Annotated in this window: 28 protein-coding genes; 16 read left to right on the top strand and 12 right to left on the bottom strand. The window is 36.7% G+C overall.

Annotated elements, in window-relative coordinates; genetic code table 11:
* The first annotated feature begins 8 nt into the window (after positions 1–8).
* From MRBLBA3_RS19635 to MRBLBA3_RS19620, 4 genes are read left to right on the top strand one after another with little or no spacing between them, the layout of a single operon-like run.
* Positions 9–890, top strand: coding sequence for an SGNH/GDSL hydrolase family protein (locus tag MRBLBA3_RS19635; RefSeq protein ID WP_016131001.1), 882 nt, complete (start codon positions 9–11; stop codon positions 888–890).
* Complete coding sequence (locus MRBLBA3_RS19630) at positions 887–1,804, top strand: ABC transporter ATP-binding protein (RefSeq protein ID WP_097881754.1); 918 nt, start codon at positions 887–889, stop codon at positions 1,802–1,804. Before MRBLBA3_RS19635 ends, MRBLBA3_RS19630 begins: the two co-directional genes overlap by 4 nt.
* Positions 1,797–2,789 carry an ABC transporter permease subunit gene (locus MRBLBA3_RS19625; protein WP_001206485.1) on the top strand — a complete coding sequence of 331 codons (993 nt, stop codon included), beginning with the start codon at positions 1,797–1,799 and terminating at the stop codon, positions 2,787–2,789. Before MRBLBA3_RS19630 ends, MRBLBA3_RS19625 begins: the two co-directional genes overlap by 8 nt.
* 19 nt (positions 2,790–2,808) lie before the next feature.
* Positions 2,809–3,486, top strand: a complete 678-nt coding sequence (locus tag MRBLBA3_RS19620) for a uracil-DNA glycosylase (RefSeq protein WP_016130999.1) — start codon at positions 2,809–2,811, stop codon at positions 3,484–3,486.
* A gap of 38 nt (positions 3,487–3,524) precedes the next feature.
* On the opposite strand, the gene MRBLBA3_RS19615 is transcribed toward MRBLBA3_RS19620, so the two are convergent.
* The 3 genes from MRBLBA3_RS19615 to MRBLBA3_RS19605 form a co-directional block, all read right to left on the bottom strand.
* The gene (locus MRBLBA3_RS19615; protein WP_000953396.1) at positions 3,525–3,818 is read right to left on the bottom strand and encodes a DUF3817 domain-containing protein; all 294 of its coding nucleotides are present in this window, start codon (positions 3,816–3,818) and stop codon (positions 3,525–3,527) included.
* Positions 3,819–4,029: 211 nt separating this feature from the next.
* Positions 4,030–4,851 carry a Cof-type HAD-IIB family hydrolase gene (locus MRBLBA3_RS19610; RefSeq protein WP_016130998.1) on the bottom strand — a complete coding sequence of 274 codons (822 nt, stop codon included), beginning with the start codon at positions 4,849–4,851 and terminating at the stop codon, positions 4,030–4,032.
* 207 nt (positions 4,852–5,058) lie between these two features.
* The gene (locus MRBLBA3_RS19605; protein WP_363383076.1) at positions 5,059–6,342 is read right to left on the bottom strand and encodes a purine/pyrimidine permease; all 1,284 of its coding nucleotides are present in this window, start codon (positions 6,340–6,342) and stop codon (positions 5,059–5,061) included.
* Positions 6,343–6,437: 95 nt separating this feature from the next.
* Here MRBLBA3_RS19605 and MRBLBA3_RS19600 point away from each other — a divergent pair, with 95 nt between their 5' ends.
* The 3 genes from MRBLBA3_RS19600 (at position 6,438) to MRBLBA3_RS19590 (ending at position 8,153) form a co-directional block, all read left to right on the top strand.
* Positions 6,438–7,427 carry a potassium channel family protein gene (locus MRBLBA3_RS19600; protein WP_016130996.1) on the top strand — a complete coding sequence of 330 codons (990 nt, stop codon included), beginning with the start codon at positions 6,438–6,440 and terminating at the stop codon, positions 7,425–7,427.
* Positions 7,428–7,433: 6 nt separating this feature from the next.
* Positions 7,434–7,721, top strand: coding sequence for a YwdI family protein (locus MRBLBA3_RS19595; protein ID WP_001198367.1), 288 nt, complete (start codon positions 7,434–7,436; stop codon positions 7,719–7,721).
* A 63-nt stretch (positions 7,722–7,784) separates the two neighbouring features.
* On the top strand, positions 7,785–8,153 hold the full coding sequence (locus MRBLBA3_RS19590; protein ID WP_000688314.1) for a DUF423 domain-containing protein: 369 nt from the start codon (positions 7,785–7,787) through the stop codon (positions 8,151–8,153).
* A gap of 31 nt (positions 8,154–8,184) precedes the next feature.
* Here the strand turns inward: MRBLBA3_RS19590 and gerQ are convergent, their stop codons facing one another.
* The 4 genes from gerQ to hemQ form a co-directional block, all read right to left on the bottom strand.
* Entirely contained in the window at positions 8,185–8,613 is a 429-nt protein-coding gene (gene gerQ, locus MRBLBA3_RS19585; protein WP_000068640.1) for a spore coat protein GerQ, read from the bottom strand.
* A gap of 27 nt (positions 8,614–8,640) precedes the next feature.
* Positions 8,641–9,063, bottom strand: coding sequence for a cell wall hydrolase CwlJ (gene cwlJ, locus MRBLBA3_RS19580; RefSeq protein ID WP_000538152.1), 423 nt, complete (start codon positions 9,061–9,063; stop codon positions 8,641–8,643).
* Between the two features lie 188 nt (positions 9,064–9,251).
* Entirely contained in the window at positions 9,252–10,514 is a 1,263-nt protein-coding gene (locus MRBLBA3_RS19575) for a serine hydrolase (RefSeq protein WP_363383071.1), read from the bottom strand.
* Between the two features lie 195 nt (positions 10,515–10,709).
* Entirely contained in the window at positions 10,710–11,453 is a 744-nt protein-coding gene (gene hemQ, locus MRBLBA3_RS19570; RefSeq protein WP_001287592.1) for a hydrogen peroxide-dependent heme synthase, read from the bottom strand.
* A 278-nt stretch (positions 11,454–11,731) separates the two neighbouring features.
* Here hemQ and pta point away from each other — a divergent pair, with 278 nt between their 5' ends.
* On the top strand, positions 11,732–12,703 hold the full coding sequence (gene pta / locus MRBLBA3_RS19565) for a phosphate acetyltransferase (RefSeq protein ID WP_000067219.1): 972 nt from the start codon (positions 11,732–11,734) through the stop codon (positions 12,701–12,703).
* Between the two features lie 48 nt (positions 12,704–12,751).
* Here the strand turns inward: pta and MRBLBA3_RS19560 are convergent, their stop codons facing one another.
* Positions 12,752–13,597: a lipoate--protein ligase family protein gene (locus tag MRBLBA3_RS19560; protein WP_000099309.1), complete on the bottom strand. Its 846-nt coding sequence runs from the start codon at positions 13,595–13,597 to the stop codon at positions 12,752–12,754.
* Positions 13,598–13,711: 114 nt separating this feature from the next.
* Positions 13,712–14,404, bottom strand: coding sequence for an RsfA family transcriptional regulator (locus tag MRBLBA3_RS19555; RefSeq protein ID WP_090813692.1), 693 nt, complete (start codon positions 14,402–14,404; stop codon positions 13,712–13,714).
* A 287-nt stretch (positions 14,405–14,691) separates the two neighbouring features.
* Between MRBLBA3_RS19555 and MRBLBA3_RS19550 the strand changes: the two genes are divergently transcribed.
* The 6 genes from MRBLBA3_RS19550 to MRBLBA3_RS19525 all read left to right on the top strand — a co-directional run bounded on the left by MRBLBA3_RS19550 (position 14,692) and on the right by MRBLBA3_RS19525 (position 20,628).
* Positions 14,692–14,916 carry a DUF1450 domain-containing protein gene (locus tag MRBLBA3_RS19550; RefSeq protein ID WP_000526075.1) on the top strand — a complete coding sequence of 75 codons (225 nt, stop codon included), beginning with the start codon at positions 14,692–14,694 and terminating at the stop codon, positions 14,914–14,916.
* Positions 14,917–15,152: 236 nt separating this feature from the next.
* On the top strand, positions 15,153–16,208 hold the full coding sequence (locus MRBLBA3_RS19545; protein WP_000388282.1) for a FecCD family ABC transporter permease: 1,056 nt from the start codon (positions 15,153–15,155) through the stop codon (positions 16,206–16,208).
* Positions 16,205–17,221 (top strand): FecCD family ABC transporter permease, encoded by a 1,017-nt coding sequence (locus MRBLBA3_RS19540; protein ID WP_363383066.1) that lies wholly within the window; start codon positions 16,205–16,207, stop codon positions 17,219–17,221. Before MRBLBA3_RS19545 ends, MRBLBA3_RS19540 begins: the two co-directional genes overlap by 4 nt.
* 15 nt (positions 17,222–17,236) lie before the next feature.
* Positions 17,237–18,049, top strand: a complete 813-nt coding sequence (locus MRBLBA3_RS19535) for an ABC transporter ATP-binding protein (protein WP_000212073.1) — start codon at positions 17,237–17,239, stop codon at positions 18,047–18,049.
* 190 nt (positions 18,050–18,239) lie between these two features.
* On the top strand, positions 18,240–19,178 hold the full coding sequence (locus MRBLBA3_RS19530) for an ABC transporter substrate-binding protein (RefSeq protein ID WP_000787729.1): 939 nt from the start codon (positions 18,240–18,242) through the stop codon (positions 19,176–19,178).
* Positions 19,179–19,323: 145 nt separating this feature from the next.
* Positions 19,324–20,628, top strand: coding sequence for an HD domain-containing protein (locus tag MRBLBA3_RS19525; protein WP_363383063.1), 1,305 nt, complete (start codon positions 19,324–19,326; stop codon positions 20,626–20,628).
* A 39-nt stretch (positions 20,629–20,667) separates the two neighbouring features.
* On the opposite strand, the gene MRBLBA3_RS19520 is transcribed toward MRBLBA3_RS19525, so the two are convergent.
* Positions 20,668–20,853 (bottom strand): 2-hydroxymuconate tautomerase, encoded by a 186-nt coding sequence (locus MRBLBA3_RS19520; protein ID WP_001147171.1) that lies wholly within the window; start codon positions 20,851–20,853, stop codon positions 20,668–20,670.
* A gap of 112 nt (positions 20,854–20,965) precedes the next feature.
* Here MRBLBA3_RS19520 and MRBLBA3_RS19515 point away from each other — a divergent pair, with 112 nt between their 5' ends.
* Both MRBLBA3_RS19515 and MRBLBA3_RS19510 read left to right on the top strand, forming a co-directional pair.
* On the top strand, positions 20,966–21,640 hold the full coding sequence (locus tag MRBLBA3_RS19515; protein WP_000372467.1) for a site-2 protease family protein: 675 nt from the start codon (positions 20,966–20,968) through the stop codon (positions 21,638–21,640).
* A gap of 25 nt (positions 21,641–21,665) precedes the next feature.
* Complete coding sequence (locus MRBLBA3_RS19510) at positions 21,666–22,175, top strand: YwhD family protein (RefSeq protein WP_000136685.1); 510 nt, start codon at positions 21,666–21,668, stop codon at positions 22,173–22,175.
* A 33-nt stretch (positions 22,176–22,208) separates the two neighbouring features.
* On the opposite strand, the gene MRBLBA3_RS19505 is transcribed toward MRBLBA3_RS19510, so the two are convergent.
* The gene (locus tag MRBLBA3_RS19505; protein ID WP_363383058.1) at positions 22,209–24,260 is read right to left on the bottom strand and encodes a transglycosylase domain-containing protein; all 2,052 of its coding nucleotides are present in this window, start codon (positions 24,258–24,260) and stop codon (positions 22,209–22,211) included.
* A gap of 100 nt (positions 24,261–24,360) precedes the next feature.
* On the bottom strand, positions 24,361–25,086 hold the full coding sequence (locus tag MRBLBA3_RS19500) for a glycerophosphodiester phosphodiesterase (RefSeq protein ID WP_363383055.1): 726 nt from the start codon (positions 25,084–25,086) through the stop codon (positions 24,361–24,363).

Genomic DNA, 25,086 nt, shown 5'->3' with positions numbered 1-25,086 from the left:
GAGAAGGTGTGAAAATCGCTTTTCAAAATTGCGTTTGGTATAATTATGGACAATCTATGAGGGCTAAAAGGGGTTTTGATATGAGATCAAAAGTAGTAAAAGTAATTCTACTCATTACAATTGCATCTTTCTGTTTATTTGCATATGGCTTTGTTTCAGGTGTAAATGATGTATTAAATCCGAAAGCTTCAAATTTAATAAAAAAGACTGATGTAGTGGCAAAAGAGAAAAAGAAAACGGGAACATTACAAATAGTTAGTTTAGGTGATTCATTAACACGTGGTGTTGGTGATAAAGAAGGAATTGGCTATATTGGGCGTATGAAAGAGGATTTACAAAAAGATTATAAGCAAAAGATTGCATTAACAAACTTAGCTGTTAGTGGTGCAAAAATGCCTGACTTATTAAAACAAATTGAGAGTAGTGGCGCTCAATATTCAATTAAGCAAGCAGATGTAATCGTTTTAACAATTGGAGGAAATGATTTATTTCCTGGCTGGGAATCGCTTGGAAAGATAGATTTAGAAACATACCGTCCTGATACAGCGACGTTCCAAAATGAAGCGAAGAAAATAATAGAAGAAATTCGTAAGTTAAATACAGATAGCCCTATTTTTTGGCTTGGTTTATACAATCCTTTTGAAGATGTAGAAGATTTAAAAGGTTCTTCAAACATCGTTGTAGATTGGAATGCATCTTTAGAGAAATTAGCGCTAAATGCTAAAAATGTATATATTACACCGACATTTGATCTATTCCAAAATCGTGGGAAAGAATTATTATACTCCGATCATTTTCATCCGAATGAAGTAGGGTATACATATATGGCAGACCGATTAGTTCAAAATGTTGCGAGTAAATTAAAACTAGAACAAGGAGGGATAAAATGACGACGATACTTTCCGTACGAGACGTGAAGAAGGTAATTGGAAAGAAGACAATTGTAGAGAATATTTCCTTCGATGTAAAACAAGGGGAAGTGTTTGGCTTCCTAGGGCCGAATGGTGCCGGAAAAACGACTACAATTCGAATGTTAGTTGGATTGATTAAAGAAACAGAAGGTACGATTTCTATCGGTGGTTATTCGATTAAGGAAAATTTCAGAGAAGCGATGCGTCAAATAGGGAGTATCGTTGAAAACCCAGAACTGTATACATATTTAACTGGATGGGAAAATTTAAAACAATTTGCCCGTATGCTAGGTGATATATCAGATGAACGTATTCTTGAAATTGCTCAGATGGTTCATTTGGACGAAAGAATTCACGACAAGGTAAAGACATACTCACTCGGTATGAAGCAGCGCCTTGGAATTGCCCAGGCACTTCTTGGAAATCCCAAATTGCTCATATTAGATGAGCCAACAAATGGTTTAGACCCAGCTGGAATTAGAGAACTTAGGGAATTTATACATAAGCTTGTGAAAGAAGAAAATATGAGTGTGTTTATTTCAAGTCACTTGCTAAGTGAAGTACAAATGATATGCGATCGTGTTGCTATTATTCATAAAGGAAAAATGATAACAGTTGCACCGATTGAAGAGTTAATTAAAACAGCAAGTGATCGTGTAGAATGGATTGTTACACCGATCTCTAAGGCGAAAAATATGCTTGAAGATGCTGAGGAAGTAAGGGAAGTAAGTATAGAAGGTGATCGATTACTATGCCGCATGGATATTGCATCTATAAGTAGTTGGAATAAACTCTTTGTAGAAAATGGGATAGATGTACATAGCGTTAAGGAACTGGTATTTACGCTAGAAGATTTATTTATTGAACTCACAAGGGGTGAGCAGCATGCGTGAATTTGCGAATCTAGTTTTAAATGAATCGGAGAAAATTTATCGTAAGAAACGTATTTTTGTTGTCATGCTTATTTTAGCAATTTTGATCCCACTTTTCGTGTATGCTCAGTATCGTGAAATAGAAACGACGCAAAAAAGACTCGGTACAACGGATTGGAAAGTTTCATTACAACAACAAATTGTTGATTCACAGAACCGTTTGAATAACTCTAGGTTGCCAGAAGAATGGCGTGATTGGCTAAAGGTAAGAGTGGAGCAACAACAATATTATTTAGATCATGATATTAACCCGATGGCGCCGGGCGCACCGACTTTTGTAAGAGCATTTATTGAGCAAGGAATTACATTATTTATTCCGCTTCTTGTAATGATTGTCGCTATTGATATTGTTTCAGGAGAACGAAGTGATGGGACGATGAAGATGTTACTTACACGGCCGATTCGGCGCTGGAAAATACTTCTTAGCAAGTACGTGACGATGTTATTTTTCATTTCACTCATACTGCTTCTTGTAGGTTTGTTTGCTTACGTATTATCTGGGCTTGTATTTGGATACTCTGGATGGAACTTGCCTGTTTTAACAGGATTCGTCATTGATAAGGAGACATTAAATACGAATTTTGTACATCTTATTCCGCAGTGGCAATACATCTTAATGGCGTATGGATTAGCTTGGTTTGTTGCTATCGTTGTCGGAACTATATCATTTATGGTCTCTGTTTTAATTCGTAATACACCAGCCGGTATGGGCGTTATGCTAGCCGCATTAATTGCAGGAGGCATTTTAAGCTCATTCGCAACATCTTGGGAAGGTGCGAAATATATTTTTAGTGTGAACTTAACGTTAACGGATTATTTATCAGGAAAATTACCTGCATTACAAGGTTTATCGATGGGATTTTCTTTAATGAATTTAACTGTTTGGGCAGTTGTTTCCCTTATTATTTCGTTTGTAGTATTTACAAGGCAGGATATGGTGAATTAATTGGACAGGAAGTGAAAGTATGGAAAACATTTTGCAGAATGATTGGGGACCATTACTGGGGCCAGAATTTGAGAAAGAATACTATCAAAATTTAGCTAACTTTTTAAAAGAAGAGTATGAGGAGCATGTGATTTATCCAAAGGTAGAAGCTATTTTTAACGCTCTTCAGTATACAAGCTATGAAAATACAAAGGTGGTCATTTTAGGACAGGATCCATATCATGGGCCGAATCAAGCGCATGGTTTAAGCTTTTCTGTACAACCTGGTATTAAAACACCACCGTCATTGTTAAATATGTATAAAGAACTTCGAGATGAATATGGTTATGAAATTCCGAATAACGGTTATTTAGTAAAGTGGGCGGAGCAAGGAGTTTTATTATTAAATACTGTGTTAACGGTTCGTCAAGGTGAGGCGAATTCTCATAAGGGAAAAGGATGGGAGCATTTCACAGATCGCGTAATCGAGTTATTAAATGATCGTGAAAAACCAGTTATCTTCATATTGTGGGGACGTCATGCACAGGCGAAGAAGAAGTTAATCACGAATACAAATCATCATATTATTGAGTCTGTACACCCAAGTCCATTATCGGCAAGACGAGGTTTCTTTGGTAGTAAACCGTACTCTAAAGTAAATACGATTTTAGCTAGTATGGGCGAAAGAGAAATTGATTGGGAAATTCCAAATTTATAAATAGAAAAGGTAGTTAACAGTCGTTAACTACCTTTTTATTATTGTTGTTCGTTCTTTAGTTTTGCATCTAGTACAAAAGTACCGAATGGGATAACTGATGAAACGAATGCCCCAAGTGCCCATAAAATTGATTTACGGTGTACGATTGTTACTTGAATTACTGCAAAGATGAATAGAATAAATAAAACGCCATGAGCCATGCCTGTAATTTTAACAGCTGTTGCAAATCCTGCGAAATATTTCAATGGCATTGCTACAAATAATAGTAGTAGGAAAGAAATCCCCTCAACGAGTCCAATTGCTCTTAATCGTCCGATTGGTGTAGATAACATGTAAAGTAGCCTCCTTTAACGTATGCTTGTTTATAGTAAATTTGTATTCTTTTTCAAAATAAAATAGTCTATTTTGTTTCATTATATACAAAAAGAAAGTTTACACTACGAGAATAGTGCAAAGTTCAAAATATAGTCACAAAAGCATGAGAATTTAAATAAAAACCTATTTGAAGTGTTTGACTTCAAATAGGTTTTATGAGTGAAAATATTAAACAAGTGCTTCCGTTTTTAAAACGAATTTCTCTACAACTTTTGCAACGCCATCATTCATATTTGTATCTGTTACATAGTTTGCAATTTTTTTAATATCATCTGGTGCGTTGCCCATTGCAACACCAAGACCGGCAAATTCAATCATTGCCTGATCGTTATAGCTATCGCCCATTGCGATAACTTCTTCGCGTTTAATACCAAGTTTTTGGATTAGTTGGTTTAGGCTTGTTCCTTTTGTAACACCATATTCAGTAAATTCTAAGAAGAATGGTTTTGAACGCATAACGCTTAATTGGCCTTCTAGTTGTTTTTGTAGTTTCTTTTCTACTTCAACAAGGCGTTCAGCTTCTTTGTTCATTAATACTTTTACTACAGGCTCTTTAACAGCAGCTTTAAAGTCATCTACTACAACAATTGGCATACCAGTAATATCGCCCTCAATTTCAGTATAAGGATTATTTTCTTCTGTTACGATATCATCGCCAATATAAGTATGAATCCATACGTCTTCAGTTTTACTAATTTCAAATAGGTTGTGAACGATTTCAGGAGATAGCGTACTACTAAAGATTTCTTCGTTTGTTTTACAGTTAATAATTTTTGCGCCATTAAAAGATAGAATGAAACTACCGTATTCTTCTAAACGAAGTTCTTTAGCTACATTGCGCATACCAAACGTTGGACGTCCAGAAGCCAGTACAACTTTAACCCCTTGCTCTTGTGCTGTCATTAAAGCCTCTTTCGTGCGAGGTGAAATAGTATGGTCATCACGTAATAAAGTATCATCTAAATCTAAAACAATCATTTTATAAGTCATATAGGAAATTCCTCTCTTTGTTGGAATAGAAATAAATTTTTATGAAGATATTGGGGAATATATATAGTAAGACATCGAACCTCTTTTCATGAAAATCAGAAAGGTTCTGCATTGTTAGTATAAATTATCATGAGCGTGTTGCCCATGATAATTTATCATTATCGTAACAACTCTAAAGGTAGAGTGCAATAATGGAAGTTTTCCAATTTACGATAGTTGCTTTTCGTTCGAACGAGAAAATAGTATTTCCAGCAAAATAGCCATTACGGATCCGAGAACGAGACCGTTACTTAAGAATGATGCTAAAAATGGTGGCAGCGTAGAAAATGCTTCTGCCGGAATGAACATAACTCCAACACCTGTAAAGATTGAAAGACCTGCTACTTTAAATAAACGTTCTTTATTTTGTACAGTGTCATATTCGCGAAAAGCGAGACCAATCATGCTTGCAAATACAGGGTAAATCGCAGCATACCCAACTGCAACGGGGATTGCTGCAAAGAATGAAGTAATCTTTGGGAATATACTAACAAGAATGATAAAGCTTGACCCTAACATAAATGGGAGGCATTTATAAATATTTGTCGTTGCGATAAATCCTGCTGATCCAGAAATGGCAACAGGACCAATGGCTGAAAATAGGCCGCCTAGTAATTGATTTATTCCTGTTATAATGCCAGCTTGTTTGAAGCGATCTGGAGCGGCATCTTCTTCATACTTAGAAACAACCTTTTGTACAACGCGAATACTTGCTAACATGTTTGTTAGAAGTAGTAGTGTGACGAAAACTACTGTAATTGCCATGTTCCATTCAATGCGAGGCATTCCGAAAACAAATAGAGATGGAAGACGAATTATATCTGTCACAGGTGTTACTGGATTAGATAATCCGAAGCATGCGAATAATATCCAGCCGAAGACGATACTGAAAAGAACGGAATATTGTCCAATAATAGGTAGCTTCATAATGAAAAAAGATAGTAAAATAACAACGAGTGAAAGAATAAATACGTTGGTCTGTACTTCTGTGTGTTGTCCATCAAGACCAAACATGCCTTTTAAGAAGGAGCCACTAAGTTGTGCGACGAGAAGGAATAAATATGTTCCAATTACTGTCGGTGTAAAGTAACGAACTAGTTTATCAATAAGTCCAAAAACACTAAGAATAATACAAATGATTCCACTTAATAGGAAAGCGTACTGGAGGACCTTAAGCGTTTCATTGCTTGATCCAAATAATACGACGCCTAAACTTGCATAAAGGGAGAAAATTCCCCACCAAAGGCCTGCAGGACCTTCTTGAATAGGAAGTTTATGCCCAAATATAGCTTGCAAGAGACCAGCAAATCCGAGAACAAATAATGTTCTTTGTACAAACGCGATGGCTTCAGCGCCATCAAGACCGTAACTAGTCGCGACACTAATTGGTACAATAAGACTTCCAGCTAAAATAAATAGTGCCCATTGCAAGGCAGAAAGAAATATCTTCATTATATCGACCTCTTTCATAGATTCCGTTTCTAGTATATACGTATTTCATTTCCTCTGGCAAAGATTGTAGATAGAGAAAAGAGTTGAAACATAATATGAGTGCACGTAAGCAATTATGGATAGCAGTTGTATGTATGACTTTTGTTGTAATTCTAGGAACGCTAGGATTTATGACAATTGAAGAGATTAGTTTATTTCAAGCATTTTGGATGACGATGATTACTGTGTTAACTGTTGGATATGGAGATGCGGTTCCTGTAACGCAGGCGGGAAAAGTTTTTGCTCTTCTTATTATACCTATTGGCGTCGGTATCGTTACGTATGCAATTGGGGTAGTAGCAGCTATGATTATTGAAGGGAATTTATTTCATGCAGTGCGGAGGAAGAAGATGGATAAACAAATAGCACAGTTAGAAAATCATATTATAGTGTGTGGATGTGGTAGAGTAGGGCTTCAAGTTGTATATGAATTGCAGGAAAAGAAAATTCGATTTGTAGTTGTGGATAAAGATGAAAGTATATTGGAGCAGGAAAAACTTTTATATGTACACGGGGATGCAACGGAAGATCAAGTATTACATAACGCTGGAATTTCGAAGGCAGCGGGTCTAGTTGCTATCGTAGCAAACGATGCTGAAAATGTATTTATTACATTAACAGCAAGAGGACTGAACGATGCAATTAAAATTGTAGCGAGAGCTGAAAAGCCAGAAACAGAAGAGAAATTACGACGCGCTGGTGCGAATAAGGTTATTAATCCATCTAGTATGGCAGGAATTCATATCGCAAAAGGTATTGCGAATCCGCTAACAGTTCATTATATTGATACAGTGTTATATGGAGTAGAACAGTCATTTGTCATTGAAGAAATTTTAGTTGGCAAAGATTCTATATTAATTGGTAAATCGTTATTAGAGAGCGATGTGAGAAATCAGTTTGATGTAACATTGGCTATTTTAAGGGATGGGAATATTATCCACAATCCAACAGGGCAGGAAAACTTGCAAGAACATGATATGATAATAGTATTTGGTTCAGTGGAGAAACTGGGGCAATTTGAGAAAGAACTACAAAGTAAGAGGTGACAAGGAATGCAAGTATCTAGCGATAAGGTTTTAAATAAAATGGCGAGTGAAATTGCAAAGGCAAAAAGTAGTGAAGGACAAAAATCAAAAGAGCATTTATTAGTTGTGCGTGCATTATGTGATTTATTATTAGATGAACAAGTTGAGCCTTCTACGTATAGAGAACCACAAGTTCAATCACAAATAATCGGATCTCAGCCTATAACAACAGTTCAACCGGTTATGCCAGTTTCTGGAGAGCCTGTGTATATAAAAGAAGAAGGTGCAAATGGTAATTCTTTATTTGATTTTTAAGGATTAAATCGTTTGGATTATATGTGAAAATTGCTTATGATAAAAATAAAAAGGGGAATTAAGATGAAAATTTTCTTTTTACTAGGTTGTATTGCAGCGGGATTATCTGTTGCATTAGGGGCTTTTGGAGCACATGGTTTAGAAAATAAAATTTCTGCAAAAATGTTAGAAGTGTGGAAGACGGGCGTTACATATCAAATGTTTCATGCAGGTGGCTTATTTGTAGTCGCTCTATTAATGGACAAAATGCAATCATCACTTTTAAGCGCTGCGGGTTGGCTTATGGTAGCTGGGATTATTATGTTCTCAGGCAGTCTTTATGCATTAAGTACAACAGGTATTAAATTCTTTGGCCCAATTACACCTCTCGGTGGTGTAGCGTTTATTGTGGCGTGGATTTTAGTCGGAACTGCAGTTGTAAAAGGGTTATAAAAAACAAAAGCTGGCATTTGCCAGCTTTTTTTTATGGTCTTGGAGCATAAGTTGCTTGTTGGCCAGGTAAATACGTAATTTCTCCTGGGAATTCTACATAATCTAAGTAGATCATTAGTAGCAAATAGCGCTTTCCAGATTTCGGTTCACTAATTACGATATGATCACGGCCAGCTGCCTCGATGATCCCTGTATAAGATTGTGTACCAAGCGAACTACCACGTTCATAGGTCATTACAACTGTAGCCTGCTTACCTTTGTTTAAACGAAGGATGTTTTCAATATACGATTGCTCTAGTGGTAACATACCTTGAGAAACTGCCAATTGAGCCTGAGCAGCTTGTTGTTGCATCGCTTGCTGTTGTTGCTGTTGCTGCGCGGTCATTTGTTGCGGTTGTACATAAGTTCCAGATGGTTGATAAAAACCCGTTCCATAGTATGGATTTTGTTGCTGTGCCATTCAAAAATCCCTCCTCATTTTCATTCCTTAATATACGCTTGGACAATCCTCACCGGATGGTTGGAAGAAGCAGTGCTTTTTAAACCGTCCAGAGTTTTGCTGGTCATACCAAGTTGGTGGGCAAGGACCTTCAGGTCTGAAAAACCATAAAGCGAAATTTGCAGGCCAAAAACGTTGTCCTTGAATGGTCCGTCTTGCTAAGGCAATGTCTTGTTCGCGTGCTCGTTGATAAAAATACCCTTTTTGAGTAGCTTCAAAACCACCAGGATTTTGATAAACCATCTGACGTAAGTTCCGTACTTTTTTAAAATCTAAACAATTTCCTCGGACACGATTTACACCGACATTTCCAACCATTAGCATGCCTTGTTGGCCTTCTCCTTCAGCTTCAGCACGCATGAGTCTAGCTAATAACTTTACATCTTCTTCTGTATGTGCGATAACACCCATTATGTGTCACCTCTCTTTTTGGAATACCCTTTGGAAAGAGGTTTTTTCTAGATGAAGTGTGGAACAATTACTAGTTCATACGTATGAGAAAAAGGACTCGGATATGACAACCAAACGAAGTTTTACATTGAGAGAGGAAAATAAAAAAGCTAGCGTGTGCTAGCTTTTTATCATTAAAATATTTTGGATCATAAGTTTGAGAAGAAATCACCAACGGAACGCATTGTTAATACGAACCAATTTGCTTTTTCTACTTCTTCTGTCGTTTTTGCAGCAACTTTCATACTTTTATTTCCATCTAAAAATCCGTATTTATCAGTTGGTTCTAAAACGATGGAACCGACCTTTGCATCTTTCTTAATAGGAGCAACTAAATGTCCATCTTCAGCGAGTGACTTATCCGCTTCAGTAGAAATTTTGTAAGGTGCTTTGCTACCTTTTGCAGTAACTACTGTCACTTCTTTTTCTGGTACAGCTGTTACGTAGTCTTCTTTTCCTTTTACTACAGAAATTTTGTTATTTTTATCTACTTTTAATTTCTGTTTTTCGAAGTTATTAAATCCGTATTCAATTAATGCGCGAGATTCTGTGAAACGTTCGTCCATTGATTTCGTTTTAATAATAACTGAAATAAGGCGTAAATCACCGCGTTTTGCTGTAATAGTGAATCCATATCCAGCGGTATCAGAACTTCCTGTTTTTAAACCATCTGCTCCTTCATAGGAGAAAGCAGCACCTGGTAACATCCAGTTCCAATTTTCCATACGAATTGGTTTCGGATGATTATCTGGGAAGTTTCTAAATCTTTGTTTTGTATCCTCTAGCATTTCTGGATACTTTGTAATAATTGTTTTTGAAAGAATACCCATATCGCGAGCTGACATAGAGTTTTCTCCATTCGGATCAGTTCCTTCAGGATGTTTCCCTTTTAAATCAGCGTTATTCAACCCAGTAGCGTTTACAAATTTATATTTCTTTAACCCTAGTTTTTTCGCATGTTCATTTGCAATATTTAAGAAGTTCTTTTCACTGCCTGCAAGTAATTCTGCTAAAGCAATACTAGATCCATTCGCAGAGAAGATAACGATAGAATGATATAATTCTCTTACAGTATATTGGCGTCCCTTTTCGAACGGTACGTTAGAGAATTCATTATTACGTGAAACTTCATAAGCGTAATCTGAAATGTTTACTTTCGTATCCCAAGTGATTTTTCCTTCTTTAATTGCTTCTAATACGGCATAAACAACAATTAATTTTGACATACTAGCGATAGCTAGTAATTCATCTGGATTTTGTTCATGCAGTATTTTTCCTGTATCTGCATCAAATAGAAGTGCAGCAGCTGCCTCTATATGTATTTTTTCTCCCGCATGGGATGTTGTTACTCCTAAGGAAGAAATTAACAATAGAAACAATAGTAAAATAGACAAGATTTTCTTCATATACATTATCACCTTCGCATCGTTATTAGCATATAGCTCGTACCAGCTTAGCATAAATTTGGATGTGAAAAGGTTACAATATTACAAGAAATTTGAAAAGAATTTGTCGATTTTTGTTCAAATTTGCAGAGAAAAGAAGTTTTTTGAGAAGAAATATAGAGGATAATAAAAAAAGGAACGAAATTCGTTCCTTTTTCATTATTATATGTGTAAAAATTTCTCTACTTTTTCGTCTGGTAAAATGTTCCCAACGAAGAATGTACCGAATTCACCGTAACGAGCACTTACTTCATCGAAGCGCATTTCATATATAAGCTTCTTAAATTGAAGAACATCGTCAGCGAATAATGTTACGCCCCACTCGAAATCGTCGAATCCGACTGATCCTGAAATTACTTGGCGTACTTTCCCTGCGTATTGGCGACCGATTTTACTGTGACTATACATCATTTTTTTACGTTCTTCCATAGGAAGCATGTACCAGTTGTCATCACCTTGGCGACGCTTGTCCATTGGGTAGAAGCAAATATGATTTGCTTTTGGTAACTCAGGATATAAGCGAGCTAAGATTTGTGGGTTTTGGTATGGATCTTCATCAGCTGGAAGGTAGTTGCTTAGTTCAACAACAGATACGTAAGAATATGCAGGAACTAAATATTCAGCTAATGTTGTTTTATTTAATTCTGTTTCGATTTCATTTAACTCTTCCATTGTTGGACGTAAGATCATAAGCATAATATCTGCTTTTTGACCAACAACTGTATACATTGCATGACTGCCTTTTTTCGCAGTAGCTACTTCGTTCCATTTTTCAACGACATTTAAAAATTCAGACACTGCTTGTCCGCGTTCGTCACTAGATAATGTTTTCCATGCTGCCCAATCAATAGAACGTAAATCATGTAAACAATACCAGCCATCTAACGTTGTTGTTGCTTCACTCATTCTATTCACCTCAGTTAATGATATTTTACACGTTAACTATAGCATATATAGGGTTAAAAACATCTACATAAAGTTTCGGCGCATAAAATTGTCACATTTATATTTATTGGAAAACGGGAGAAAATAAGGCTTAAGTAGGCTTTATTTCTATGCTGAATTTTATGAAAATATAATCATTTTCATTTTATCTATTTTTTGGGAGCTATAAGTTTAAAATATAGAGGAAAAGCAGTATTCTTAAAGATAGAGTTTTTTAACATATGTAGGAGGGTTTATTCGTGAGCAACTTATTTACAACAGTAAAAGAAAAAGTTCAAGGAAAAGGCATTTCTATCGTACTTCCTGAAGGAACTGATGAAAGAATTTTAGGCGCTGCAGAGCGTTTAGCAAAAGAAGAGTTAGTAAAACCAATTTTAGTTGGTAATAAAGAAGAAATTAGCGCAAAAGCTGCTAGCATGAACTTAACATTAGCAGGCGTTGATATTTATGACCCAGCTACATACGAAGAAATGGATGCAATGGTAGCATCTTTCGTTGAACGCCGTAAAGGTAAAGCAACAGAAGAAGATGCTCGCAAAATCCTTAAAGACGAAAACTACTTCGGTACAATGCTTGTATACATGGGCAAAGCACAAGGTTTAGTAAGTGGTGCAGCTCACTCTACAGCTGATACAGTTCGTCCAGCACTTCAAATTATTAAAACAAAACCAGGCGTTACAAAAACTTCAGGCGTATTCATCATGGTACGTGAAGAAGAGAAGTATGTATTCGCTGATTGCGCAATTAACATTGCACCAAACAGCCAAGATTTAGCTGAAATTGGTATCGAAAGTGCGAAAACTGCTGAACTATTCGGCATTGACCCACGCGTTGCTATGTTAAGCTTCTCTACAAAAGGTTCTGCGAAATCTCCAGAAACAGAAAAAGTTGTAGAAGCAACTCGCATTGCGAAAGAAATGGCTCCTGAATTAACTTTAGATGGAGAATTCCAATTCGATGCTGCATTCGTACCATCTGTAGCTGAGAAGAAAGCTCCAGGTTCTACAATTAAAGGTGATGCTAACGTATTCGTATTCCCAAGCCTAGAAGCTGGTAATATCGGCTACAAAATCGCTCAACGCTTAGGTAACTTCGAAGCAGTAGGACCAATCTTACAAGGTTTAAACATGCCTGTAAATGACCTATCTCGTGGATGTAACGAAGAAGAAGTGTACAAGTTAGCTTTAATTACAGCAGCTCAAGCACTTTAATTCTATAACGAATTGAAATAAAGACCGTCGCTATAATAGCGACGGTCTTTATTTTTCTAAGCCAAGTGCTTTATTGTTACGATCAATAATACGTTGTAAATTTGTCTCATATAAAGGTATTTCATCTATTGTTAATTGAGATGGTGTTAGCTTTGGAGCGAATTGTTGCAATGTTTTTAAAAGGCGCATCATTAAATCTTGTACTGTAATTGTTTCGCCAAGTAATTCAGAGAGTGAAGCCATCGTACTCGGTACAATTTCAGGGTACGTAAATCGCGTTTCTTCTCCTTGAATTGCTACGTTGTAGAAATCACGAACGAGTGCGGCACGCTCAGAACCGCTTCCTGTCGCACATAAGTAAATTTGTACAGCAACGCCTCCGCGAATACGACGCTGAGAAATACCAGCAAATTTTTGATCGCGAATGCTCAAATCATAGCTACCAGGACAATAAGAACCAACAATCTCTTTTGCCTCGATAGTAACGTCGTAATCTTTTAACATTTCCTTAATTAAATGCCACATCGTATCGTATCCAAGATCAATATCGATACCTTTTTCTGTTTCTTGGAATAAAAGTGATACGTTTAAAACACCTTCATCAAGTACGACCGCAAGTCCACCGGAATTACGAACGATAACATTGAAGTTGTTTTCTTTTAAAAAGGAAATACCTTCTTCTAAATGTGGTAGGCGCGAATCTTGAATGCCAAGAACAATTGTATTGTGATGAACCCAAGAACGCATTGTTGCAGCTGATTTACCATTTCCGATACTTGTGCATAATGTGTCATCCATTGCGAATGACTGAAGTGCATGGAATGTTGGTCCTAAACTAGACTGATCTACAATACGCCACTCTGGCTGAGATAAAATTGAACGGGAACTGCTCATATAACTAACCCCTTATTTATAAAATGACAACCTCTATTATAGCAAAAAATGAAGAAAGGGGTTTTCTCGGATATAAAGTGAAAGAATAAAAAGGATGCATGCAATGCATCCTTTTTATTCTGCAATTTTTTCTAAGTTACCGTTTCGATCCATGCGGAAAGATGTTTGTGAGCGTTCCTCATCATCCATTACTGCTAATTTACGAGCACGGTTCATAATATTCATAAGTGTTTCGTAATCCTCTTGTACAGTATGAGATTGTTGTTCTAATTTTTCTAGTTTCTTTTCTAGTTCTTCATTTCGGAGTATTTGCGCTTTAATTTCTTGTTTCAATCTCGTATTCTCGTTTTCAAGAGCTGTTACCTTTATATTTGAAGATCCAACTGTTTGTAAAAAGTAAATAACATCTTGCATTGTTATTGAACTTTTTGAAGCGGGAACAGTCGGTTCTTGATATGGACTAGCTTCTTTATATTGGACAGCTGTTTCGTGTGGCACTAGTTCCTCGTAATCAGTTATTGATCCTGAGGCTGTTGGTGTATAAAGTAAACGTTTTTTCGCTTGTTCACCGCTCGCAGCACGCATTTTATCTTTACGATGTTTTTTTGCTAGTTGAAGAGCCTGCTCATAACTATAACGAACGACAGCGTTCCAGCGGAAACCACAAGCAGCGGATGTGCGGTTTAACTGATCTCCTACTTCTTCAAATGCATTTAATTGAGTACTTCCTTCTCGAACATGGCGAAGCACCGTTTCAGCAAGTAATAAATCGTCCTCGTCTGTCCAAGCATCTTGTCTTACTTTCATAGATTCAACTCCCTTTCTTTTTATGAACTTCCTATTTTTATAATGGGCAAAAAAATGAGCTTTTATACAAAGCTTTTAAAAATATAGTAGATTTCAATGAAGAGAAAAAATGTGGCTATGAATGATGAAAGCTTTTGAAGGAGAAAATATACAAAATAGGTAGCCTTATATAGGAATAGAGCTATGCCCGGAGACTTGCAACAAGCTTCAAAGAGCGGTAAAATACCATTTAGTGTTTATTTTTAAATGTACTTGTGAAAAGTTTAAAATAGAGGAAGTGTTATATAATGGGAAACGAATTTCGTGTGTGTGATGATTGTCAGGCAACGAACGTTAAAACGTTGATTCCGAAGTTAAAAAAAGTAGATTCATGTGCAACGATTGAGGTTGCATGTCAGTCTTACTGTGGCCCTGGTCGTAAAAAATCATTCGCGTTTGTAAATAATCGTCCAGTTGCGGCTCCAACAGAAGACGAATTAATTGTAAAAATTGAAGCAAAGTTAAATAAGTAAGAAAAAGAAGAGTGAACAGATTACTCTTCTTTTTTTATGTCCATAAGATAGCGTTTTGTATGAATTCGTATTTCAAAATAATGGTTGACAGTCTTTTGACGTGGTAGGTAGAATAGAAAGTGTCTGATTCTGAGAATCATTATCAGGAAAATATCAATTCATCTAATTTTTTTATTACTATTTGAGAATAAATTTCATTTTATTAAATATATGTTGTTGGTTAGGATGGTTGAGGGATGGAAGCGAGCGCAAGGAGTATAGAACAGCAAGATGTGAATGTTAAAGAGATTAAGAGCAGACCGCTCGTTGCCTCTATTATTTTAATAGCAGGCACAATTTTGTTAGCTTTAAGCATGGCAGTTTCTATTTCGTTTGGTGCTGCAGATATTAGTTTAAAGACTGTTTGGCAAGCTGTATTTCAGTTTGATGGGTCTATAACGCATCATAACGTAATTCAAGAACTTCGCATGCCTAGAGCAATAGGGGGCGTAGTTGCAGGTGCCTTTTTAGCAGTATCAGGAGCAATTATGCAAGGGATGACACGGAATCCGCTTGCATCACCATCGTTAATGGGGATTACAGATGGTGCTGTATTCGGGATTGCAATTATGTATGCATTCTTCCCTAATTCACCTTATTTAATGTTTGTTATTGCATCTTTTATTGGAGCTGCGTTTGGAGCGAGCATTGTATATGGTATTGGGTCTTCTTCACCAGGTGGATTAACGCCTGTGAAATTAGCTTTAGCTGGAGCTGCAATTAGTGCTTTATTAGGGGCAATTTCATCCGGAATTGCATTGTATTTCAATCTTGCCCAAGAGGTGAGTATGTGGAATGCAGGCGGCGTTGCTGGAGTGAAATGGCAAAGTATTAATATGTTAGTACCGATTGGTCTTGTTTGTCTCATTATAGCAATTATGATGTCGAGATATATTACCATTTTAAGCTTTGGTGAAGAAATTGCGATTGGGCTAGGTCAAAATACTACATTAATTAAATTCATTGGAACAGTACTTGTTCTTGTATTAACGGGTTCTGCGGTTTCTATGGCAGGATCAGTTGGATTTGTTGGTCTTGTAATTCCACATATGACTCGTTTCCTTGTAGGCTCAGATTATAGATGGGTTATTCCATGTTCTGCTGTCTTAGGTGGATTGTTAATTGAATGTGCAGATATGTTATCTCGCGTTATTAATCCACCATTTGAAACACCAATTGGAGCAATTACAGCGCTAATTGGTGTTCCATTCTTCCTCTACTTAGCACGTAACGAAGGGAGAGGAAAAATGTGAGGACGAGCGTCTTAACAAAAAAGAACGTTTCTATTTTAACGATTTTAGTAGGATTAATCGTTGCTGTATTTTTAGTAAGCTTAAATACAGGAACATTTAAAATACCTCCAATGGATGTATTAAAGTCATTGGTTGGATTAGGTGCAGAAGATCAATCTGTTATTTTATTTGAATTTCGTATGCCACGTATGGTTATTGCTATATTAGTTGGTTCTGCATTAGCTATGTCAGGAGCAATTTTGCAAGGGTTATCACGAAACCCACTGGCTGATCCAGGTATTATCGGCATTAACGCTGGAGCGGGATTAACAGTTGTTGTATTCGTCTACTTTTTCTTTGGAAAAGTTGGAACAGGTACACTTTTATCTGTATTTATCCTTCCATTCTTCGCGCTAGTTGGTGCGATATTGGCAGCGGTTATAATTTATTTACTAGCATGGAAAGACGGCGTTTCATCAACTCGATTAATTCTTGTTGGTATCGCTGTTGCAGCCGGATTTGGTGCTGTTAGTTTAATTTTTTCTATGAAGATGACATCTAACGACTTCCGTTTTGCAACGATTTGGTTGGCAGGAAGTTTATGGGGAACAGATTGGAAGTTTGTACTAAGTGTACTCCCATGGATGGTTATTTTCTTACCACTTGCCATTAGTAAAGCACACATATTAAATGTAATGAATTTAGGCGACTCTACAGCAGTTGGCCTTGGTGTAAACGTAGAAAAGGAAAGACGTAAATTATTATTTATTGCAGTTTGTTTAGCTGGTGCATCTGTTGCTGTTGCGGGCGGCATTGGTTTTATCGGTTTAATGGCTCCTCATTTAGCGAGACGCCTCGTTGGTGGTAAACATCAAATTATGTTACCAACGGCTGCATTAATAGGAACGTTCTTACTTTTATTTGCAGATGTAATTTCAAGAAGAGTGTTACCAACTTCAGAAATACCGGTCGGTCTTGTTATTTCTGTAATTGGCGCACCATATTTCATATATTTACTTATGAGGACAAAATAAAGGGAGGCTTTTTGTATGGCAACTTTAGCAGTTGATGCGGTATCTGTTGGCTATAATGAAGGGTTAATTATAGATGGATTAACAGTTGAAATTCCGGAAGGGCAAATTACAACGATTATTGGACCAAATGGTTGTGGGAAATCCACATTATTAAAAACGGCTTCTCGTATTTTGAAAGCAAAACGAGGTACTGTTTATCTTGATGGAAAAGCAATTGAGAAACAGCCAACGAAAGAAATCGCAAAGAAAATGGCGATTTTACCACAAACTGCAGAAGTGCCAACAGGCCTTACTGTATTTGAACTTGTTTCATATGGACGTTTTCCTCACCAAAAAGGATTTGGAACATTGAAAGAAGAGGATTATCGCTATATTCATTGGGCACTTGAAGTGACGGGGATGACAGAATTCGCAAATCGTCCAGCAGAAGCTTTATCAGGTGGGCAGCGTCAACGTGTATGGATTGCGATGGCTCTTGCACAAGGAACAGATTTACTTGTGTTAGATGAACCAACAACATACTTAGATATGGCTCATCAACTTGAGGTATTAAACTTACTGAAGAAGTTAAACAAAGAAGAAGGCAGAACGATTGTTATGGTTATTCACGATTTAAATCATGCTTCTCGTTTTTCTGATCATATGATTGCATTAAAAGCAGGTAAGTTAATGAAACAAGGAACGCCAGATGAAGTTATGACGAGTGAAACACTTCGTAACGTATTTGAGATTGAAGCACAAATCGTTCCATGTCCAGTAAACTGTAAACCGATTTGTTTAACATACGATTTAGCGATGATTAATAATCAATTGCGTAAAAAAGCATAAGTAGAACCCCCCTCGTAAAGAGGGGGACTTCTAATGGACGTTGAGCTTCTTACTTACAAATGGGAAGTTGAACGCCCGTTAGAATGGGTCATTAACAACGGTTAATAAATATATATTAATTAGTTGTTATTTCCGTTTCTTATAGTTCATTGTAACTTATAAGATAAATACAGCCAGAAGGAGTGGGAACATGAAGAATTTTAAAATGGCACTATTAGCAATGGTACTAGTTGTTACTTCTGTACTATTTGCAGCTTGCTCTAACAAAGAAGAAGAAAAGAAAGCAGATGCGAAGACTGAAGAGCGCACTGTACAACACGCAAAAGGGGAAATTAAAATCCCTGCAAATCCAAAGAAAATTGCTGACCTTAGTGGTTCAACAGAAGAATTATTAATTTTCGGTATGAAACCGATTATTACTGCAAATACAACACAAGAAAAAATTGATGGACATATTGCAAAGAAATTAGAAGGTGTGAAGCCAGTAGGTTCTGCTTGGGGTGATAAAATTAACATTGAAGCAGTAGCTGCCGCAAAACCAGATTTAATTATTGTAAACAATCGTCAAGAAAAGATTTATGATCAATTATCTAAAATTGCACCAACAGTTATGTTAAAAACTCCATTAGACCAATGGCGTCCAAAATTCGAAGAAGTAGGTCAAATCTTCGGTAAAGAGAAAGAAACAAAAGAATGGTTCAAAAAGTACGATGAAAAAGCAAGCAAATTACATGATAAAATCGTTGCTAAAACTGGTGATGCAACATTCATGAAAATGGCTGCATATCCAAATGCTTTCCGCGTATATGGTGACTACGGTTACGGTAGCGTAATCTTTAATGACTTAAAGTTACCAGCAGTTAAAGGTACACCAACTGATAAACCGCTAGTACAAGTACAAAAAGAAGCTTTAATCGATTACAATCCAGATTACTTATTCGTATTTACAACTGGTGACGGTTCTCAGCGTCTAAAAGAATTCCAAGAAGAATCAATTTGGAAAAACATGAACGCTGTTAAAAACAATCACGTATTCACAATTAGCAATGAAGACCTAAACAAAGGATACTTCCCACTAGGTAAAGAAATGATCTTAGACGAAGTTGCTGAGTTTGTTTTAGGAAAATAATATATAAAGAAAAATCACTTTTACGTCGGTAAAAGTGATTTTTCTTTATATAACAGGAATTAATATAGTCTTTCATTTCTTTCTGTTTCTTATTTCGTTTATAATATAAAGTAAGAATGTAGTAAAGGAAGGAGGATGTCGGAAGGTGGTATATTTAAACGACAAACTCAGCGAAACAAAAGTGTTTAAAGACCCAGTACATAAATATGTGCACGTGCGTGATCGCGTTATTTGGGATTTAATCGGAACGAAAGAATTTCAACGCTTGCGCCGTATTAAGCAGCTTGGAACGACATTTTTTACATTTCACGGTGCAGAGCATAGTCGCTTTACTCATTCGTTAGGTGTATATGAAATTATTCGTCGTATGATTGATGATGTGTTTGATGGCAGACCGAACTGGAATGCTGAAGATAGATTATTATGTTTATGTGCGGCATTACTTCATGATGTCGGTCACGGTCCATTTTCTCACTCGTTTGAAAAAGTATTTTCGTTAGATCATGAGAAATTTACGCAAAAGATTATTGTTGGTGATACGGAAATTAATCGTGTGTTAAGCCGTGTTGATAAGGATTTCCCGCAAAAGGTAGCAGATGTCATTGCGAAAACATCTACTAATAAATTAGCGATTAGTATGATTTCAAGCCAAATTGATGCTGATCGTATGGATTATTTATTAAGAGATGCATATTTTACTGGTGTAAAGTATGGGAATTTTGACATGGAGCGCATACTGCGTGTCATGCGCCCATACGGTAATCAAGTTGTCATTAAAAATAGTGGTATGCATGCTGTAGAGCATTATATTATGAGCCGTTATCAAATGTATTGGCAAGTATATTTCCATCCGGTAACACGTAGTGCAGAAGTTATTTTAACGAAGATTTTACACCGAGCTAAATCACTGCATGAGAAGTATTATGCGTTTAAAAATCATCCTGTTCATTTCTATTCTTTATTTGAAGAAGAAGTAACAGTAGAGGATTATTTAAAGCTAGACGAGAACGTAATGTATTATTACTTCCAAGTGTGGCAAGAAGAAGAAGATCAAATTTTAAGTGATTTATGCCGCCGCTTTATGAACAGAAATCTATTTAAATATGTAGAGTTTACTGATAAGCACGGTTTAGATAATTGGATGGAATTAAGTAGCTTATTTAAAAAGATTGGACTCGATCCAGAGTATTATTTAGTTGTTGATTCAACATCAGACTTACCGTATGACTTTTATCGTGCAGGAGAAGAAGAAGAACGTCTACCAATCTTACTTCTTATGCCGAATGGGGAACTTAGAGAGCTTTCGCGTGAATCGGATATTGTTGAGGCGATTACAGGTAAGAAGCGAACGGATCAAAAACTATTCTATCCGCATGATTTAATCTATGAAGATGGAAGAAGAGGAAAATATAAAGAGAGAATTATCGAGTTGTTAGAGGGAAAGAAATAAGAAGCAGCTAAGAGCTGCTTCTTATGAAAAAATTTGAGATTATTTGTCGCTTAAGCGTTTTCCGCCAACTGCATAATGGTTTTTAGACATTTCTTCGATGAAAACAACGATGTTTTCTTCAGGAGCACCAGTTGTTTCGCTTACTGCTGCTGTTACTTTCTCAGCAAGAGCTTTCTTTTGTTCTTCTGTGCGTCCTTCTAGCATTTTCACTGTTACGTATGGCATGTACAATCGCTCCTTTTATGTAAGTTACACTCTTATTATAGCGGATTATGGGGAAGAACAATCGAAAAAACAAATAATTTCTTTTTTGGACATATTGAAGAGGAGATGAATCATGGATCAGTTATTTAGATATCCGTTGCAACAAATTCCATTGGTAGCAATGGCGATTATTATTGCGCTATCTGTGCATGAATTTGCACATGCGTATGTTGCATATAAATTTGGGGACGATACAGCGAAAAAGCAAGGACGGTTAACGTTATCACCGATGGCTCATTTAGATCCTATCGGGATGATTGCTGTATTAATTCTTGGATTCGGTTGGGCAAGACCGGTGCCTGTTAACCCGTATAACTTTAAAAAACCGCGTCTTGCGGGAATATTAGTTTCTATTGCGGGACCGATAAGTAATCTTATCTTAAGTGCAATTGGTTTAATTATTTGGTATAGCTTAATAACGTTTGGTGTGTTAGATGCGATTCCACCTGCAGTAGCAGATACGCTGGGTCAATTCTTCCAGATTTTTATTATGCTTAATATTGTTTTACTTGTATTTAACTTATTACCAATCCCACCACTTGATGGTTATCGCGTTGTGGAAGATTTAGCACCAGCAAATATTCGTGCGAAAATGACACAGTATGAAAAGTATGGAGCAATTGCGTTATTAATTCTTGTTATTACACCGCTTAGCAATTACACAATTCAGCCTATTTTCAATGTTGTTATCCCATATGTATTAGTATTTTTACAAAGTATCATTGCACCTATTTTCGGGCTTTTATAATTAGTAAGCGAGGAGGAATTTACATATGACAGAGAAAAAGAAAAAAATTGGTTTTAATATCGTGAAGAATGACTCAACAGATGGCCATGGTGGTTTTGGTGTTGGGGCATTAAGCTTAGAAAATATTTCTCCTGTATTTGTTGATGTATTAGAGAAAACTGCGTTCGTTGATATCGGTGCAATGCATGCGCGTAGTACAGTAGAAAAAGGTATTAAATTTTTAACAAATAAAGATGAAGTTCCAAACGGAAAACCATTTTGGCTTGTTTGGGTAACAATTGAAAGAACACCAAATGGTGCTTATTACGCAGGTGTAACTGCTTGTGAAATGACAGTTGACCGTGAAATTCGCCGCGGATATAAATCACTTCCGGAGCATGTAAACAAAATGGATAAATCATTAAAGCGCCACATCATGATTGATCATATGGATGAATCATCTAAGAAAGTACTTGGTACATTCTTAAAAGAGCATAATGAAGCAATTTGGAACGAGTCTAGTGAAGAATTGCGTCATGCATTATTAGGTGAATAAAAATAGCTGACGGATTTCCGTCAGCTATTTTTTTTACCACGGGAGATATTTTTTCCACCAACCCGTCTTTTTCTTCTCTTCACTAACCTTTTCGAACTCTTCTTTATCATCAACGTGATCCATACAATACTCTGTTGGCTCTGTGCCCTTTGCGAAATACATTTTCACAGAAATGGGACAATTTTTTGTAGCGATCTTACCGTTTTCAGGGTTAACATCGACTGCAACAACATCTGTTGGTTGTTTGAACTCTTTTTTAGGCTGTCCATCCAATCCTTTTTCCATTGTATCGGTCCATATTTTTTTCGCGTATCCTTGTTCTGCTACATTTGAAATGGATTTAGGTTGATCGTATCCAATCCAAACCCCTGTTACAAGTTGCGGAGTAAATCCAATCATCCAACTATCAGTTTCTGTTGAACCAGACTTTCCGGCATATGTTCTTGATAGTTTTGATAACATCGATTGACCGGTCACAGCGGCATAACTACTTAGTTTTTTATTAAACATACCTGTCATCATTTCTTCCATCACAAATGCTTTGCTCTTATCGAGAACTTGTTTGCTCTCCAAATGAGCGTCGTATAACATGTTTCCTTCATGATCCATAATACGGCGAATAAAGATAGGTTTTACTTCTTTCCCGCCGTTTGCAAACATGCTATAAGCGTTCACCATTTCAATCGGTTTTACAGGAGACGTACCGAGAGCTAGAGAAGGCACATCTTTTAATGCACTCTTAATTCCGAATTGCTTTGCTGTTTTTGCGAGCGTGTCATCTCCTAAAAACAAATTTGTTTTCACAGCATATATGTTATCAGAGACTGCGAGAGCTTGTGCCATCGTTACGAAATCATCTGCATAATAATCTTTATAGTTTTTCGGTTTATACTTTGAAATGCCGTCACCTAAAGTGAATACAGTGTATTCGCTTTTTAAGCGCGTAGTAGGGGTGAATCCCCGTTCCAAGGCTGCGTAATATAGAAATGGTTTAAATGTAGAGCCAGGCTGACGAACGGCTTGTGTAGCCCTGTTAAATTGACTCGTATTATAATCAGTTCCTCCAACAAGAGCAGCCACTTCACCTGTTTTTGGATTCATAGAGACGAGGGCAGTTTGTATATTTGCTGTTTCAGGTATATGATCTTTGACAGCTTGTTCTGCTACAGATTGTAACTTAGGATCTAACGTTGTATAAATACGTAAGCCACCTCGTTGTAAGGCTTGCTCATCTAATCCGATATCCCGAAGAAGAGAAGCTTGTACAGCATCTTGGAAATAAGGCGCGACCTCTGCCACTTGTTTCGTATCTAATGAGGCGAAAGTTAGCGGTTCTTTTTTTGCTGAAGCTGCTTGCTGTTTCGTAATATACCCTTGTTCTACCATTTCATCTAATATGAGAGATTGGCGTCCCTTAGCACGTTCTTCTTTTAAAAAGGGAGAGTAGACACTAGGTCCTTTCGGGATCCCTGCAAGCATACTAGCTTCTGCTAATGTTAATTTTTTTGCAGTTTTATCAAAATACAGGCGAGAAGCAGCTTCGATTCCGTAAGCACCATGCCCGTAATAAATTGTATTTAAATAGCCTTCTAAAATATGATTTTTATTGTAGTTTACTTCAAGACGAACGGTATACATTGCTTCTAATAGTTTACGTTTCCACGTTTTATCATGATCTAAGTATAGGTTACGAGCATACTGTTGTGTAATCGTACTAGCACCCTGTACTTTTGCCATTGCTTTTAAATCGGCAACAATGGCACCAACAATGCGCTTTATATCAAAGCCATGATGTTTGTAAAATCGTTGATCTTCAATAGATAGTGTCGCCTCTTTTACATAAGGAGAAATTTCATCAAGAGATACATTATAGCGTTTTTGTATTTCATTACTTTGTCCTATAACGGTGTCATCATTAGCGTAAAAGACACTCGTTTGCGGAACTGCAACAGGGGGAGGTCCCATAATTTTTGCAGCTATAATGATAATGAAAAAGGAAAAAACGAACAAAAGAACACAAGAAAACATTACGGTGAAGAAAAGACGTTTATATTTTTTAAGTTTTGGATTCATAGTTTGATCCATCTTTTTCAGCCCCTCATTAATACAAGCATTATTGTATTAGTATTGAGGGTTTTGGTTTATTTTAAACAATGAAATTTTGAAAACAAAAAAGCCCCTTCAATTAAGAAAGGAGCTCAAAGGCACGTGCTGGCCAATCGGTAATGATGACATCTACGCCATAGTCAATCATAGTTTGTAAATCTTTATATTCGTTAATTGTATAAGGGCGGAAAACGTACCCTTGTTTTTGCGCAAATTGAACAAATTCTTTTGTTAATAGCTGAAAGTTTGGATGTAAACCAGTTGCTTCTCTGATTTTAGCTTCAGCAATAGGATCAGCAAGTGGCGTATCATATAAAATCGCCCTTGGGATTTCAGGGGCTATCTCTGCTAATAATGAAACAGAGTCATGGTTGAATGATGAGAATACAATTTGATTAGATAGATGGTATTCTCGAACAAGAGCAACAACTTTCTCTTCAATATTAGGATAGTGAATCACATCCGTTTTTAACTCAATGTTAAGTTGTAAATTTGTTGTAGATAGCCAAATGAATACTTCGCGTAACGTAGGGATTTTGGCTTCATGGAAAGAAGGGTCTTTATGGCTACCAGCATCTAAAGCTTGTAATTCCGCTACTGTTTTTTCAGAAACAAGTCCGATGCCATTTGTTGTACGATCCACTGTTTCATCATGGATTACGACAAGTTCACCATCTTTTGATAAATGAACATCAAGTTCAATCCCATGAGCACCAATGCGTTCAGCTTCTTGGAAGGCAATCATCGTATTTTCAGGATGTGTTCCTTTTACCCCGCGGTGGGCGAAAATAAGTGGTTTATTCAT

Origin of the sequence: Bacillus sp. LBA3-1-1.1, from assembly GCF_040676495.1 — a bacterium.
GTDB lineage: Bacteria > Bacillota > Bacilli > Bacillales > Bacillaceae_G > Bacillus_A > Bacillus_A nitratireducens.
The sequence above is the reverse complement of the archived record's forward strand: the minus strand, read 5'-3'. Positions and strand labels throughout refer to the sequence as shown.